The following is a 14699-nucleotide window of genomic DNA, read 5'->3' on the forward strand; positions in this document are numbered from 1 at the left end:
GGGTCGCGGTAAATCTCAGGTTGGGGCGAATGGGTATGGGTGCTGGAAATGAGGATGCTTTCAATTCAAACCGGCGATGTAATGACCCAGGTTTTCAATGTCTTCGTCGCTCAACGTGCTGGCGACACTGGTCATATTACCTGCATCATTGGTGCGGTTTTTGGCTTTGAAATCTTTCAAGGTTTTGATCACGTAATCGTAATTTTGACCTGCTACTTTGGGAATTTCATTTTGTCCACTGAACTCTCCCAGGTGGCACATAGCACACAAGGTTTCATCTGCTTTGGCCAAGCCTTTTCCAGCTTTCACAGGATCAGCCTTGAAATTTTTACTGGTGAGTTTTTGCTTGGAAAAGTAATCTGCCAATTCGCGCATATCGTCGCGACTCAAACCTGCGGTCATGGGCGTCATCATCGCGTTGTCACGACGTCCTTCTTGGAAATCACGCAATTGCAAATAAATATAACGGGCGTTTTGCCCTGCCAAACTTGGGGTGTTGGGCATGGAGGAATTGCCGTTTACCCCATGGCAGGCAAAGCAAGCCCCAGCCTTTGCGGGCGCCTCAGCCTTGACAGACATGGAAAACAAACCCATCAACAAAGCAACTGTCACGGCAAAAAAAGAAGAAAAGGTTTTCATACAAGTTTCATTCATCAGATGTTAAAAAGGCCTGGGTGCACTTGCATGCACCCAGGCCTCGGCTAACGGTCAGTCAGCTCAGGGGAGTGCGAACACAACGACTGAGTTACCGCGCTTGGCATCGATCTGGTTGTTACCACCAGCTGCCACTGCAATGTACTGCTTTCCGCCCACTGTGTATGACACAGCAGGTGCATTCACGCCTGCGCCAGTCTGGTATTCCCACAGTTTCTTACCGCTCTTGGCATCGAATGCACGGAACAAGCCATTGGCTTCGCCGTTGAACACCAAGCCACCGGCAGTTGCCAGAACGCCACCGATCAAAGGCTCGTCAGTGTCAAATTTCCATGCCACTTTGCCGGTGTCAAGATTGACAGCAGACAAACGACCGGATTGCTTTTCGCTAGGGATGGTTTTGAACGCACCGCCTAACCACAGCTTGCCGCCAGGGTACTTGGAAGCTTCGACATGGTATGTCATAGGCTGCAACAGGTTGGCTGCATAAGCCAAACGAGTTTCAGGGTTGATAGCCATAGGGCTCCACTCAACACCACCGTTAGCACCCAACATCATCTTGGCGCCGTCTTTGGTAGGCAGAGTCCACAGACCATCTTGGGGAACCATGGCTTCTGAGAAGCGGATCAGTTCGCCGGTGTTGCGGTCATGCACATACACGTGGCCGGTTTTGCCTGCATGGATGGCCACTTTGGTCATCTTGCCGTCTTTGCCAGCAGCTTCTGTCAAGATAACAGGAGACACGGCATCCAAATCCCATACATCGTGCGCCACGTACTGGTGGTGCCATTTGTATTTGCCGGTGTTCAGATCAATCGAAACAATAGAGTCTGTGTACAGGTTGTCGCCGGGACGCTCAGTGCCGTACAGGTCAGGGCTGGGGTTACCAACAACAAAGATGACAGAGTTGGTTTCTGTGTCAACAGCAGGAGCCATCCAAACGCCACCGCCAAGGGTTTTGTAGAAATCGCCACCTTGCTTGGCCAATTGCGCTTTCTCTGCAGCAATGTCACGCTTCATGTTGCGACCGGTAGAGTCGTTGGCTGCCCAAACGCCTTCATGGCCTTTTTCAGGAATGGTGTGGAATGTCCACTGCAACTTGCCGTCTTTGGCATCAAAGGATTTGACGAAACCGCGGATGCCGTATTCGCCACCGTTGGTACCGATCAAAATACGACCATTGACAGCCACTGGCGCCATGGTTTCTGAGTAGCCCAACTCTGGGTCAGCAATTTGTGTTTCCCAAGCCAACTTGCCTGTTTTGGCATCGATAGCAACCAATTTGGCATCCAAGGTACCCATGAACACATGGCCGCCCATGATGGCAACACCGCGGTTGTTAGGGCCGCAGCAGTAAGTGGTCACAGGACCCATCTTGTGCTTGTAGTGCCATTTTTGTTTGCCGGTGACGGGGTCAATGGCATACACATGGTTGTAAGACGTGGTCAGGTACATCGTGCCATCAACAACGATAGGCGCAGTTTCCATGGACTCCAGCACTTCCGTTTGGAAAGTGAATGCAGGACGCAGGGTAGCTACGTTGGATGCGTTGATTTGCTTGGCTGGGTAGTAACGGCTGTTGGCGTAATTTGCATTGGAATGCAAAAAGTTGTTGCCGTCTTTGTCTGCGCCTGTCAATTGTGCTTGGCTGACTTCCGCTTGGGCGAACCCAGCTGCCATCACACCGACTGCGACGCAGGCGATGGTTTGGGTAATTTTCCGACCAAATTTATGCATTTGTGCTCCTTCAGCCTTGCGGCCATGTTTGATAAACCAGAAAGGAAAGATGGAGATGATTTCTGCTTCAATCCTTGTCCAGAGGTCTGGGGATTTGACTTGGGGTAACCTTGTGCTGTGAGCACAATAATCGCCGTCAAGGAAAATTTCCCATGGAGCCATCTTAACCACGCACTGTTAAATTGCACTAGGTTGCAACACTTCCAAGGGAAAACCCTTAGGATTTTGACAACCTAAACCTTGAACCATGACAGACCATTCATCATGACAAAAACGATTTTTATATCCAAATTGATAGCTTTGGCTTTGCTTTTTGGCAGTTATAGCCTGAGCGCCTGGGGACAGAATGCATCCAATCCCAGTGTGAATGCCCAATTGCTTGTGGCCGCACGTGAAAGCAATCTCGAAGGCGTGATTCAAAGCCTGGAGCGGGGTGCTGCACCAAACTCACGCAACCGTCTCGGGAAAACCTCGTTGTATATCGCTATTGAAAAAAACAACTTGCCTATTTTCAAACAGATGCTGGCAGTGGGTGCTGATGTGAACTTGCCTTCGCTGGAAAAAGTCACGCCTTTGATTGCTGCTGCTTATGCAGGCAATCCCACCATGGTTGCGCTTTTGATTGAAAAAGGTGCCAAGCTTGAAGAAGAAGACAGATTGCACAAATCAGCCTTGGTTTATGCGGCAGGCATGGGACATACCAAGGTGGTGGAGCAACTGCTCAATGCGGGTGCTTTGATTGATGCGGCTTACATAGATGGACTCACGCCACTGATGTGGGCGGCGGGCCAAGGTCACTCGGAAACTGTGCGCTTACTCTTGTCCAAAGGCGCCAATAAAATCTTGAAAGACGAACGCGGTCTCATCGCGTGGGAGATAGCGAAAGAAGCAGGTCATTCAGACATTGCGGCGATGTTGCAGTAAACAAACTTACTTCAAACATTTCCTGCTTCTTAAAGGCAAATGGGTTGGTGACGATCAAGGCTATCGGTCTGTGCCAGGCTCATTGGTTTGGCTCATTGGTTTGGCTCATTGAAGCAACTTTTTTCTACCTCGTCATACATGGCGGCGCGTTGCGTGTCGCTATGGTAAATCTTCCAAATTTCATCCGCTATAGCACGCGTAATGTCTTTGAACTCGAGGTTGCAATGGTGTTTAAGTTGGTCTTGAAAAGTGAGCCTGCCGCGCTGCCAATGGTTTTCTCTCAAGATAAACGCGTAATGCACCAATTCGTGACCGACGCCCCACGAGATCATCTCCTTGCTGTACTGCTCTATGGTGCGCGGGGCGATGCTAATCTGCATTTGGTATTCGGGGAATTTCTCTGTCGGGTACTGAAACCCCATGCGAGCAAAAGGTGGCACATGCCAGTCCAGCACCAACCTAGGGGGCGGTAAATCTTGAGGTGCGTGCGTAGTGAGCTTGACGAAGTCCCACATTCGGCTGATCACGTCATAGTCAATGTCAGGAGGCGTATATTCAATTTGCTGAAACTCACTGGCCGCCATGGCTGTGCATGACAAACAAACGCACGACAGCGCTGATAAAAAAGAATTGAACCGCATACCTAAACCTTTGAAGCTGGGACAAAGTTAGCACCATGAAGAAATAGTTGGACAGCTTGCTCGGCAATCCCCTATCAGTTGCAAGGTACTTTCAACCTCAAAGTTTGTCGCGCCTGGCCAAGGCGGGAAACAGCTTGAGCCAACTGATAGCGATCAATAAAGTACCCATGCCACCAAGCACCACGGAAGCCACCGGGCCCCACAAGGCTGCCGTCAAGCCGGATTCAAATTCACCCAATTCGTTGGATGCACCGATGAACACGCCATTGACAGCGGCAACGCGCCCACGCATCTCATCCGGTGTTTCCAGTTGCATCAGGGTGAGTCGGGTCACCACACTGATGTTGTCAGCCGCACCGGTGGCCGCCAATGCCACAAGAGACAGCAAGAAATGATCAGAGAGACCGAACACGACAGATGCCAGTCCGAACACTGCCACTGCCGCCAACAGTTTGTAACCCATTTGCCGTTCAATGGGCCAACGGGTGATGATGACTGACATGCACAAAGCACCCACCGCTGGTGCCGACCGCAAAAGACCCAGCCCATCGGGTCCGACATGCAAAATATCACGCGCAAAAATTGGCAGCAAGGCGGTGGCGCCACCGAGCAACACCGCGAATAAGTCCAAAGAAATTGCCCCAAGCAATACCTTGCGCTCCCACACAAAAGCCACGCCAGCAAACAAAGATACCCAACTCAAACTGTTGTGGCGCACCACATGCATATAGTGCACCCACAGAGTCAACATCATTGACAAAGTAAACAACACAGCGCAGACGCTGTACACCGTTAAGGCGCCGTTGAGGTAAAGAAAACCGCCCAAAGCAGGACCACAAATCACTGCGACTTCTACGCCTGTGGAGCTGAGTGCAATGGCGCGTTGAAACAATTCCTTGGGTACCAACAACGGGGTGATCGCTTGCTGCGCCGGCATTTGAAAGGCTCTGGTCAGTCCCAAAATCCAGGCGACCAGAAAAATCAATTCCCGACTGGCCTGCCCATGCCACGTGGCCCAACCCAACACCACAGCAACCGAGGCCAATACCAACATGCAAGTGGCAAAAATACGCCCTCTGTGCAAGCGATCAATCACATGCCCTGCGGGCAAGGCCATGACCAAGGCAGGGATGAATTGAAACAAGCCTACCAAGCCCAGATCCCAGGCGCTGCCCGTCAACTCATACATGTGCCAACTGATTGCCAGCATCAGCATTTGATGGGCCGAAATACCAAAAATGCGCGCAAGCCAGAAACGCATGAACTGACGCTGCGCGAGCAACTGTGAAAAATTCGAAGTCATGCAAACATTGTCGTTGCAAATGTCTGCCAAAAATAAAAACAGCCCTCGGCTTGTGATGGCCGAGGGCTGTGGCGACTGCGTGAGTCCTTATCAGGCGGCTAAACGCGCCTCAACCACGTGTTTGTCTGTACCGCCAATCATGATTTTGCGTGGCAACTTTTCTTCTGGAATGACATTTTCCAAACGTATCACCAGCAAACCATTGACCAGGTCAGCTGACCTGACCACCACAGTTTCTGCCAATGTGAATTGGTGACTGAAGTCCCGCGCGGCAATACCTTTATGCAAATAATCACCCTGGGCGTTGCCTTGTACCTTGCCAACAATGCTTAGTTTGTTGCCCTCTATGGTGATGTCAATGTCTTCTTGTTTGAAGCCAGCCACAGCGACTTCCACCACATAGTGATTTTCGCTTTGTTTGACTATGTTGTAGGGTGGGTAAGTTTGTGCCCGTGAGGGAGGGTCGCCGGTTTCGAATTGTTGGAACGCATCAATCAAGCGATCAAAACCCACAGAATTTAAAAGCAAATTACGTCCGAATGCATAAGCCATTTGAAATCTCCTTGATAACAAGCAAGTGAATGAAATACCAGAGCCCCTTAGGCACTCTGGTAGAACTTACTTTTGGTTCAGATGGGGGATTTCAAGTGGCAGTAAAGATTAAATCGTCATGCCGCCGTCCACCGAATATGTGTTGCCGGTGGAAAAGCGAGATTCATCACTGGCCAAAAAAACGACAAAAGGTGCTATTTCATGCGCTTGTGCCAAGCGACCCATGGGTTGTCTGGCGATGAAGTTAGCGCGTGCCTGAACCGGATCTGACTGACTGTTGATTCGGTCCTGCAGTGAAGGCGTGTCCACTGTGCCGGGGCAAATGGCATTGCAACGAATGCCTTGTGACACATAGTCTGCGGCCACGGCCTTGGTCAGGCCGACAACCGCTGCTTTGCTCACGCCATAGACAAAACGGTTGGGCAATCCTTTGATGCTTGACGCAACGCTAGACATATTGATGATGCTGCCGCCACCTTGAGACAGCATCTTTGGCAACACCGCTTGGATCATCCAAAACTGGGCACGCGCATTCAGGTTCATGGCGAAATCCCATTGCTCATCGGTCGCATCAAGCGCAGTATTGCTGTGAACATAACCCGCACAATTAAAGACCGCGTCAATTTTTTCTATGCGTTTAACCAGTGCATGTATGGCCGCTTTGTCCATCACATCCAACACAGCGGTTTGAATATTGGCGTGACCGGCAAAAGTGCTTTGGATTTGAGAGTTGATATCTGTGGCCCAGACCGTCGCACCTTCGGCAGCCATGGCCAAGACGGAGGCATGTCCAATGCCCTGACACGCAGCGGTGACGAGAACAGTTTTATGGGCTAAACGCATGAACATCTCCTAGAAAAGCCAATAGCTTAATCATTTCTCAAAAGGTCGGGCCGCGCCATCAAGATAGTGGCACGTTAATTTATTGCACCAACGCCACCGCCTGGTCTACAAAGCGGTAAATGTCCAGCGTCAGCTGGCCGTTGGGGCCGAGTGTTTTTTTATCCCGGTGCTGACCAGTTCTCACTATCACTAAGTCGTGTGAAGGAACAACAATGACGTACTGCCCCTCATGTCCTTGTAGCAAGTAAAAAGGATGTTTGTATTTCCAGTCCATCCACAAAGAATGCCCATAATAGGGTTGTAAATCAGGTTGACGCATGCGTTCTATGAACGCTTTGTCCCACAGTTGTTTTCCTTGCCACTGACCATCTTGTAACAACACCTGTCCAACGCGAGCGAAATCACGGGCACTGGCAAACACACAACAGTAGGTTCGCTCCATGCCGCCTTCACTGCCCGGACGGTCAAGCGTATAGGCCGCATCGTTTTCCATTCCCAAGGGTTGCCACAGGCTGCGCGACAAATGCTCACTGATGGAAAGCTCCGGCTCTTTGGCCTGCAAAGCACGTTTAAGAAACACACCCAGCAACTGGGTACTGCCACTGCTGTATTCGTATGCGGTGCCGGGATCGCGCTCAAAACCATGTGAAAGCACTAACGCCTCGGCATTTTTACCATAGTACAAATCGGTGGTCATGTTCAATGGCAAATAGTAGCTTTCATCCCATTCATGGCCAGATTTCATGGCCGAGAGTTGGGCAATGGTGGCTTTTTGTCCGCGCGGGTCCTGCGCATATTCCTTGATTTGCTCGGTCAAAGGCGCATCAAAACTGCTGATGAACCCCTGTTTGACGGCCATCCCGACCTGCAATGTGGTGATGGTTTTAGCCATGGAAAAGGCATTGGTCAGACTTTGGGCGTTGTAGGGCGCGAAATATTCCTCATGCACCAAAGCGCCTTTTTGTGCCACGATAAAGGCGGCACTGCCATATTTTTTCAAATAATCCAGCGTATCGGCAGCCAAAGGCGTTTGGTTGTAGCGCGGATCTTTGGGCCACGGCGTAGAGTTTCCCTTGGCAATAATGCGCTGATCAAAATTTTTGGCGTCGTCAATATTTGCTGTTCTATGTCCTTGTAAATATGTGCTGGTCAGCGCCCTCCACACATAACCATGCCCAGTTAATTGCAAACTCACCGCCCCCAACAACAACACAAGCGCAATTATTTTGATGGTCAATTTCATGGGGTTCCCTTTTTAAATGATGAACACTTTAGCGTAAATAAATCATTCTGAATCGGTAAATTAACACAAGATAATGCCGTCAATGAATCTGCAAGAGTGGTTAACCACTGCCTACTACCTGATGCTGCGATTGGCTCACTTTGTCAATAACAGCCTGCTGGATGACCCCGCTTATTTGGCGTTGATGTTCACTTGACCTGATTTCGCTGTGCCATCTTAACTGGCTGATTGCATATTGGAACTTACTCCACCGCATGAACATCACAAGACGCCATGCTGTGCATGCTGCATTTTTTTTTGCCCAGCGACACATAGCTGTCTGATGGAATATGGGTGGTGATCACCAGTGCATCATTGTGTTAGTCAGTCCATGACTCACCGTCTTGCGACCATCACGTGGTCAGCAGTGCATTGACTGAACTGCCAGATGTTTAAGTAGCTATGGCTTATTCAGTCATCGAAACTGACTCAGTTCAACGCTTTGATGTTTAAAGTAGTAGCTATGAATACACGCCTAACGACGACTGAACGCCAAGCGCCGCCAGACTTGCAAGCCGTTGAATGGTTGTCGCAACTTCTTCAACACAGCCTGGAATTGCAAGCGTCAGATATCCATCTTGAGCCGTTTGATAACTTGCTTCGCGTGCGTGTTCGACGCGACGGCAAGTTGTACGAAATGCCAGCACCCGCAGCAAGTCTGCGAGAACAAATCATTTCGCGTATCAAGGTGCAATCTCGATTAGATATTGCCGAAAAGCGATTGCCGCAAGACGGTCGGATGCAACTGGCGGTCAACCATCGCTTGGTAGACATGCGTGTCAGCAGCCTACCCACCTTGCATGGCGAAAAACTGGTGTTACGTATTCTGGATATGCAATCTCAGCAGCTGAGCTTTGAAGCCTTAGGTATGCCTGAAAAGGAACTCGCCCTATTGCTTCAAGCCATTCACCGCCCGAACGGTATGGTGTTGATCACTGGTCCGACGGGTTCAGGCAAAACCGTCACTTTGTATACCTGCTTAAACCACTTGAATACGCCTGGTGTCAATATTGCCACGGTAGAAGACCCGTCTGAGATTGTGCTGGCTGGCGCGAATCAAGTGAATGTCAATGACCGAATTGGACTGAGCTTTGAAGTTGCTCTGCGATCGCTGCTGCGTCAGGATCCAGACATTTTGATGGTGGGGGAAATTCGTGATCTGGCGACTGCCGATATTGCCATCAAAGCCTCGCAAACCGGTCATTTGGTTTTGTCTACTTTGCACACCAATGACGCACCTTCAACGCTTGCACGTCTAAGTCACATGGGCATTGCTGGTTTTAACCTCGCCAGCAGCGTCACCCTGATCTGTGCCCAACGCTTGTTGCGACGCTTATGTATTGCTTGCAAACAACGATTGTCAAATGACACCGCTTACCGCGCCGTGGGATGTCACTTATGTTTGGATGGGTACAAGGGGCGCTTGGCTATCCACCAAGTCATGCCCATCACGCATGCTTTGCAAAGCCTGATGGTGCAACAAGCCAGTGCCCTCGAACTCGGACTTCAAGCAACACACGAAGGCATGTGCAGCCTGCGCGAAGCCGGCATGCGCAAGGTCGCCGCCGGTGAAACCACGACGGAAGAAGTGTTTGCGGCCACCCATGAATAATATTTTTGAGACTGCGGATTCACAAGTGCAGCCCAAATCCATTCACAAGTTGTCTGCATCCTCCGTTGACACACGGCAATTAACGGCTTTCACCCGCCAATTAGCCACACTGGTGTCCTCTGGCGTTCCTTTGCTGGAGTCTCTTGAAGCGATCCACAAGGGATTGGGCAGTCCAAGCATGGCTGTGGTTGTGGGCCAGCTGATATCGCGTATTCAAGCGGGTTGGTCATTGCAACAGGCTTTGCAAGAACATGGGGTGTTTGACCATGTGTATTGCCAAATGGTAGCTGCAGGCGAGTTGTCTGGCAATTTGGACGATGTGCTCAACCGACTGGCCATGCATACCGAAAGGCAACAACAACTTAAGCGTCAAGTCCGCATGGCATTGGTTTATCCGGCCGCTGTATTGCTGATTGCCTTGGGCGTCGTGGCGGTCGTTCTGATTTGGGTGGTGCCTGTCTTTCAATCTATTTTTGCTTCCTTTGGGGCTGACTTACCTTTAGCAACCCAACTGATTCTCGGCATGAGTCGTCATTTGCTGCGTTGGGGGGGCCCCACTGTCATGGCTTTGTTGGTGATCATTTTTTTCTTACGTTGGCAATATCAAAAAAATGAGCGCTGGCAATGGCAATGGGCGGTCTGGTCCTTGCGCGTGCCGGTGCTTTCAACTTTGCTCAGCAGCGCCAATCTGGTTGTCTGGACACGCTGTATGGCTATGTTGGTGCAGTCAGGTCTTCCGCTGCTGGACACACTGCATATTGTTGCCAGCACATGTAGCAACCGAATGTATGCCCTGTCAACGCTGGCGGTACACGACAAAGTATTGCAAGGCATCAGTCTGTCTGAAGCCTTGCGACAATTGAGCGTAGCTACATACGCTTACCCAGTCATTTTTTCTGGTCTTTATCCACCTATATTGGTTCAGTTGATCGATATCGGCGAACAATCGGGTACCTTGTCTGCATTGTTGAACAAGGCGGCAGATGCACAAGACGAGGCACTGGCACACCAAGTGCAATCTCTTACGCAACTGATTGAACCCGTGCTCGTCGTGGTGCTCGGTGGTCTGGTGGGAGGCATGGTGGTGGCTTTGTATTTGCCTGTGTTCCAACTGGGGCAGATCATGTAGCCTCTGGGTCTTATAGACTCCGACCTATGGCTCACACAGTATTCAAACGCATTGGACTGACTGGCGGCATTGGCAGCGGCAAATCAACCATGGCGGGCTTGTTAAAACAAAGAGGTTGGGATGTCATCGATGCTGACGCGTTGTCACGCCAATTGACGGCTCCCCATGGCGCGGCCATGCCAGAAATTCAACGACTGTTTGGTGATCAATTTGTAGCAGAGGATGGCAGCCTCCAGCGTGAACGTATGCGCGAGTTGGTGTTTAACCAGCCCCAAGCCAAGCTACAACTTCAATCGCTGTTGCACCCTATGGTTCTTGATTTGATCAACGCATCTGAAATTCAAATCAAAAAAGAGGGTAAACCCTTGGTTGTCCTGGATATTCCCTTGCTGGTTGAATCTGCCCATTGGCGCCAAAAACTCGACCGTGTACTCGTCATCGATTGCTCAGCAGAGACTCAAATCCGGCGAGTAACAAAGAGAAGTCATTTGGCTCCTGCGATGGTGAAACAAATCATGGAAACCCAAGCTTCCCGTGCACAGCGTTTGTCAGCAGCGGACTGGGTCGTTTTCAATGACTCGGACAATTTGCAATACTTGGCAGATTGTGCTGACAACATCCAACTGTATTTTTAGGCCAGACAAGCCGATTTCAGGCTTGACTAGCGGTTATCATTTCTGTTGTTTTCAAAAACCTTGGGTCTGCGCGTTTTGTGATTCTCTACGAACATCCATTTAACGAACGAATTCGCACTTATCTGCGTTTGGAATATTTGCTTGGGCGATTTGAGCACCTGCTGCTTCGTTCATCAGAGATTGACCACCATTTCGCACTCACCACATTGTTTGAAATCGTCGATGTCGGTGGCCGCTCTGACTTGAAGTCGGACATCTTAAAAGAACTTGAGCGACATAAACACCAATTCAACAGTTACCGCGGCAACCCGTCTGTGTCTGAAAATGTGCTGGATGAATTGCTATCGAACATTGATAAATGTCTGCAAGGTTTCAATACGCAAGGTGCGCGCATCAGCCAATGTGTGACCGAAAGTGATTTTCTCAGCAGTTTGCGCAACCGTGTGGCCGTGCCAGGCGGCACTTGTGCATTCGATTTGCCCGGTTATCACGCCTGGCAGCAACGCGATCCGGATTTGCGCCGACAAGATATTTTGAAATGGTCAGAACCCTTGAAAGCCTTGCACGAAAGTGTCAGCTTGCTGATGCGCCTTCTTCGTGAAAGCGGATCGCCGCAACGCGTGATTGCGCAACAAGGCCAATTCCAACAAGCGCTTCCTCAAGGGCGTTTTCAAATGATGCGTTTATTCATCGATGAGACTCTAGGTCTGGTGCCCGAGATCAGCGGCAATCGAATGATGGTCTGGGTGCGTCTGGTACACCAGAACTGGGAAGGTAAAACTCAAACCGCTGTAGGAAACGCGGAATTTGAAATAGAGCTTTGCGCCTGATCCAGCCACGCCAATACCGGTACCGTACCGGCTAACAACGGTGTCACGCTGACGGGCAAATATTCCCACGAAAACTGCTGGCCTTCTTTCATTTGCAATTCACCTTGCCACTGAAAGACCTTACAAAAATGCAATTCAACCCATGCGTGTGGATAGTCAATTCGCTCGGTCCTCCAAGGTAACAGCTCAGTGGCTGTGATGCCTAATTCTTCTTCTAACTCGCGAACCAAGGCTTGGGCAACCGTTTCACCAGGTTCAATTTTTCCGCCCGGAAATTCCCAGTGACCTGCGTAGGCTTTGCCTGCAGGACGGGTGGTCAAAAGAAAGCGACCATCTTTGCGGAACAACACACCCACGGCCACTTGCGTCAGTGGACGTTCAGCACCACCCGTGCGCGGCAGATTGGCATCCACTATGCGAACGCTTGTAGGTACAGGTGATGTCATGCGCCCAACTAACTTAAACGACCAGCGAAATCGCGTGCGAACTGATACGCCACTCTGCCACTGCGCGACCCCCGCTCCAGCGCCCACACCAGCGATTCGGGATGAGCCTGGGCCCATAAGTTTGGCGGGACCTGCAATGAGGCAAGCCACTGGTCAACGATATGCAAATACTCGTCTTGGCTGAAAGGATAAAAACTCACCCATAAACCAAAACGTTCGGACAAGGAAATTTTTTCTTCAATCACTTCACCCGGATGAACCTCACCATCGTCGGTATGCGTGTAGCTGAGGTTGTCCTTCATGTACTCCGGCAGTAAATGGCGACGGTTGCTGGTGGCGTAGATGAGCACATTGGCAGTGGCTGCAGCGACAGTGCCGTCAAGTATGGACTTGAGTGCTTTGTAGCCGGGTTCACCTTCGTCAAAACTCAAGTCATCGCAAAAAATAATGAATTTTTCAGGCCGATCAGCCACCACTTCAATGATGTCGGGCAAATCAATCATGTCTTGTTTGTCGACTTCTATCAAGCGCAAGCCGCGAGCCGCATAAGTATGGAGACAGGCTTTGACCAGCGAGGATTTACCTGTTCCGCGCGCGCCGGTCAGCAGTACGTTGTTGGCTGGCTTGCCTTCGATAAATTGCACAGTATTGCGCTGGATTTTTTCTTTTTGTTGATCGATTTCTTTCAAATCGTTCAACGACATCTGACCGATATGTCGCACTGGTTCAAGTACACCATGGCCGCTGCTGCGCTTGCGATAGCGAAAGGCTATGCCTGCGTGCCAGTCCGGGGCATGAAGGGGTTGAGGCAAGACACGCTCTATGCGCGCCATCAGCAATTCAGCGCGGTGCAGCAAGCGATCCAGAGATTCGTTCATGGCTTAGCTGCGGTAATCCGCATTGATGGTGACATACTCGTGGCTCAGGTCGCAAGTCCACACTTGATCATGCGCTTGTCCTCGACCAAGCAATACACGCACAGTGATTTCGTCCTGTTTCATCACGCGTTGCGCGTCTTCTTCCAGGTAGTCGGGATGACGGCCGCCACGAGTGGCCACATGTACGTTATCCAAATACAAATCAATTTGACCTTGGTCCAAATCGGCAATACCTGCATAACCAACGGCAGCCAGAATACGCCCGAGGTTCGGGTCGCTGGCAAAGAAAGCGGTTTTGACCAAAGGTGAATGTGCAATCGCATAGGCCACCTGTCGGCATTCAGCGGCGTCGCGTCCGCCTTCGATATGGACGGTGATGAACTTGGTCGCACCCTCACCATCACGCACAATCGCCTGCGCCAGCCAGCGGGCAATCTCTGTCAAATGTTGTTTCAAAGCAATTGCGCCAGGGCTTTGCCAGTGGGTGACTTGGGTATTGCCCGCTTTGCCGGTGGCCATGACCACAAAGGAGTCATTGGTCGATGTATCGCCATCGATGGTGATGCGATTGAACGACGCTTCTGCCAAATCATGAGCCAACGCGTTCATCAAACCAGGCGCAATGTCAGCATCGGTAGCAATGAAACTTAACATGGTGGCCATGTTCGGACGAATCATGCCTGCGCCCTTAGAGATACCCGTGATGGTGACAGTATGGCCATCGATAGTTACTTGCCGACTGATGGCTTTGGGCAAGGTGTCGGTGGTCATGATGGCGTGAGAGGCCTGTGACCAGTGATCAGCAGATCGCGCGGCAATGGCTTGGGGTAACCCATCGACTATGCGTTGCACGGGTAAAGGCTCCATGATGACGCCGGTTGAAAACGGAAGAATTTGTTGCGGCTTGACACCCAGTTGCGCGGCAACCGCCTCGCATACAGCGAAAGCATTTTGTAAGCCGCTCTCTCCTGTGCCTGCATTCGCCACGCCTGTGTTGATCACCAATGCACGTATGCCAGTACCCGTTGCAAGATGCTGTTTGCACAATTGCACTGGAGCGGCACAAAAGCGGTTTTGGGTGAACACTGCACCGACCGATGTACCCGCCTCTAAAGTGATGACGGTCAGATCTTTGCGGTTGGCTTTGCGCACGCCTGCCTCAGTGATGCCAATTTCTACGCCGGTGACCGCGTGTAATTCTTCGGGTAGAGATATATGTAGATTGACAGCCAT

15 protein-coding genes are annotated in these 14699 nt (G+C 50.7%); 5 read left to right on the forward strand and 10 right to left on the reverse strand.

The window, feature by feature from the left end:
• Nucleotides 1–60 precede the first annotated feature (60 nt).
• Entirely contained in the window at nucleotides 61–639 is a 579-nt protein-coding gene (locus AC9UG7_RS01285) for a c-type cytochrome (protein ID WP_509583307.1), read from the reverse strand.
• 78 nt (nucleotides 640–717) lie between these two features.
• Nucleotides 718–2334, reverse strand: coding sequence for a pyrroloquinoline quinone-dependent dehydrogenase (locus AC9UG7_RS01290; RefSeq protein ID WP_509583384.1), 1617 nt, complete (start codon nucleotides 2332–2334; stop codon nucleotides 718–720).
• A 321-nt stretch (nucleotides 2335–2655) separates the two neighbouring features.
• On the opposite strand from AC9UG7_RS01290, the gene AC9UG7_RS01295 reads away from it, so the two are divergent.
• Nucleotides 2656–3315, forward strand: a complete 660-nt coding sequence (locus AC9UG7_RS01295; protein WP_509583309.1) for an ankyrin repeat domain-containing protein — start codon at nucleotides 2656–2658, stop codon at nucleotides 3313–3315.
• A gap of 92 nt (nucleotides 3316–3407) precedes the next feature.
• Here the strand turns inward: AC9UG7_RS01295 and AC9UG7_RS01300 are convergent, their stop codons facing one another.
• The 5 genes from AC9UG7_RS01300 to AC9UG7_RS01320 form a co-directional block, all read right to left on the reverse strand.
• Complete coding sequence (locus AC9UG7_RS01300) at nucleotides 3408–3956, reverse strand: hypothetical protein (RefSeq protein WP_509583311.1); 549 nt, start codon at nucleotides 3954–3956, stop codon at nucleotides 3408–3410.
• Between the two features lie 97 nt (nucleotides 3957–4053).
• Nucleotides 4054–5259, reverse strand: a complete 1206-nt coding sequence (locus AC9UG7_RS01305; RefSeq protein ID WP_509583313.1) for an MFS transporter — start codon at nucleotides 5257–5259, stop codon at nucleotides 4054–4056.
• 90 nt (nucleotides 5260–5349) lie between these two features.
• Complete coding sequence (locus AC9UG7_RS01310) at nucleotides 5350–5811, reverse strand: Hsp20 family protein (protein WP_509583314.1); 462 nt, start codon at nucleotides 5809–5811, stop codon at nucleotides 5350–5352.
• 108 nt (nucleotides 5812–5919) lie between these two features.
• Complete coding sequence (locus tag AC9UG7_RS01315) at nucleotides 5920–6654, reverse strand: SDR family oxidoreductase (protein WP_509583316.1); 735 nt, start codon at nucleotides 6652–6654, stop codon at nucleotides 5920–5922.
• A 79-nt stretch (nucleotides 6655–6733) separates the two neighbouring features.
• Nucleotides 6734–7897: a serine hydrolase domain-containing protein gene (locus tag AC9UG7_RS01320; protein ID WP_509583318.1), complete on the reverse strand. Its 1164-nt coding sequence runs from the start codon at nucleotides 7895–7897 to the stop codon at nucleotides 6734–6736.
• 502 nt (nucleotides 7898–8399) lie between these two features.
• On the opposite strand from AC9UG7_RS01320, the gene AC9UG7_RS01325 reads away from it, so the two are divergent.
• The 4 genes from AC9UG7_RS01325 (at nucleotide 8400) to zapD (ending at nucleotide 12142) form a co-directional block, all read left to right on the forward strand.
• Complete coding sequence (locus AC9UG7_RS01325; RefSeq protein ID WP_509583320.1) at nucleotides 8400–9548, forward strand: GspE/PulE family protein; 1149 nt, start codon at nucleotides 8400–8402, stop codon at nucleotides 9546–9548.
• A complete protein-coding gene (locus AC9UG7_RS01330) occupies nucleotides 9541–10677 on the forward strand; it encodes a type II secretion system F family protein (protein WP_509583322.1) in 1137 nt (378 codons plus the stop codon). The genes AC9UG7_RS01325 and AC9UG7_RS01330 overlap by 8 nt, the downstream gene beginning before the upstream one ends.
• A gap of 26 nt (nucleotides 10678–10703) precedes the next feature.
• Nucleotides 10704–11312: a dephospho-CoA kinase gene (gene coaE, locus AC9UG7_RS01335; protein ID WP_509583324.1), complete on the forward strand. Its 609-nt coding sequence runs from the start codon at nucleotides 10704–10706 to the stop codon at nucleotides 11310–11312.
• Nucleotides 11313–11389: 77 nt separating this feature from the next.
• A complete protein-coding gene (zapD, locus tag AC9UG7_RS01340; RefSeq protein ID WP_509583326.1) occupies nucleotides 11390–12142 on the forward strand; it encodes a cell division protein ZapD in 753 nt (250 codons plus the stop codon).
• On the opposite strand, the gene AC9UG7_RS01345 is transcribed toward zapD, so the two are convergent.
• The 3 genes from AC9UG7_RS01345 to argJ are packed head-to-tail and all read right to left on the reverse strand — an operon-like array spanning nucleotide 12094 to nucleotide 14699.
• Nucleotides 12094–12588 carry an NUDIX domain-containing protein gene (locus tag AC9UG7_RS01345; protein ID WP_509583328.1) on the reverse strand — a complete coding sequence of 165 codons (495 nt, stop codon included), beginning with the start codon at nucleotides 12586–12588 and terminating at the stop codon, nucleotides 12094–12096. The two genes, zapD and AC9UG7_RS01345, sit on opposite strands and share 49 nt — an antisense overlap.
• 8 nt (nucleotides 12589–12596) lie before the next feature.
• Nucleotides 12597–13466 (reverse strand): ATP-binding protein, encoded by an 870-nt coding sequence (locus AC9UG7_RS01350; RefSeq protein ID WP_509583330.1) that lies wholly within the window; start codon nucleotides 13464–13466, stop codon nucleotides 12597–12599.
• A gap of 3 nt (nucleotides 13467–13469) precedes the next feature.
• Nucleotides 13470–14699 carry a bifunctional glutamate N-acetyltransferase/amino-acid acetyltransferase ArgJ gene (gene argJ, locus AC9UG7_RS01355; RefSeq protein WP_509583332.1) on the reverse strand — a complete coding sequence of 410 codons (1230 nt, stop codon included), beginning with the start codon at nucleotides 14697–14699 and terminating at the stop codon, nucleotides 13470–13472.

Source organism: Limnohabitans sp. (assembly GCF_046052765.1).
In the GTDB taxonomy this organism is placed as follows: Bacteria; Pseudomonadota; Gammaproteobacteria; order Burkholderiales; family Burkholderiaceae_C; genus Limnohabitans.

Coding starts and splice junctions, on each gene's coding strand:
- AC9UG7_RS01285 (WP_509583307.1), bottom strand. CDS start 639: ATGAAAACCTTTTCTTCTTTTTTTGCCGTGACAGTTGCTTTGTTGATG.
- AC9UG7_RS01290 (WP_509583384.1), bottom strand. CDS start 2,334: ATGGCAGCTGGGTTCGCCCAAGCGGAAGTCAGCCAAGCACAATTGACA.
- AC9UG7_RS01295 (WP_509583309.1), top strand. CDS start 2,656: ATGACAAAAACGATTTTTATATCCAAATTGATAGCTTTGGCTTTGCTT.
- AC9UG7_RS01300 (WP_509583311.1), bottom strand. CDS start 3,956: ATGCGGTTCAATTCTTTTTTATCAGCGCTGTCGTGCGTTTGTTTGTCA.
- AC9UG7_RS01305 (WP_509583313.1), bottom strand. CDS start 5,259: ATGACTTCGAATTTTTCACAGTTGCTCGCGCAGCGTCAGTTCATGCGT.
- AC9UG7_RS01310 (WP_509583314.1), bottom strand. CDS start 5,811: ATGGCTTATGCATTCGGACGTAATTTGCTTTTAAATTCTGTGGGTTTT.
- AC9UG7_RS01315 (WP_509583316.1), bottom strand. CDS start 6,654: ATGCGTTTAGCCCATAAAACTGTTCTCGTCACCGCTGCGTGTCAGGGC.
- AC9UG7_RS01320 (WP_509583318.1), bottom strand. CDS start 7,897: ATGAAATTGACCATCAAAATAATTGCGCTTGTGTTGTTGTTGGGGGCG.
- AC9UG7_RS01325 (WP_509583320.1), top strand. CDS start 8,400: ATGAATACACGCCTAACGACGACTGAACGCCAAGCGCCGCCAGACTTG.
- AC9UG7_RS01330 (WP_509583322.1), top strand. CDS start 9,541: ATGAATAATATTTTTGAGACTGCGGATTCACAAGTGCAGCCCAAATCC.
- coaE (WP_509583324.1), top strand. CDS start 10,704: ATGGCTCACACAGTATTCAAACGCATTGGACTGACTGGCGGCATTGGC.
- AC9UG7_RS01345 (WP_509583328.1), bottom strand. CDS start 12,588: ATGACATCACCTGTACCTACAAGCGTTCGCATAGTGGATGCCAATCTG.
- AC9UG7_RS01350 (WP_509583330.1), bottom strand. CDS start 13,466: ATGAACGAATCTCTGGATCGCTTGCTGCACCGCGCTGAATTGCTGATG.
- argJ (WP_509583332.1), bottom strand. CDS start 14,699: ATGGCTGTCAATCTACATATATCTCTACCCGAAGAATTACACGCGGTC.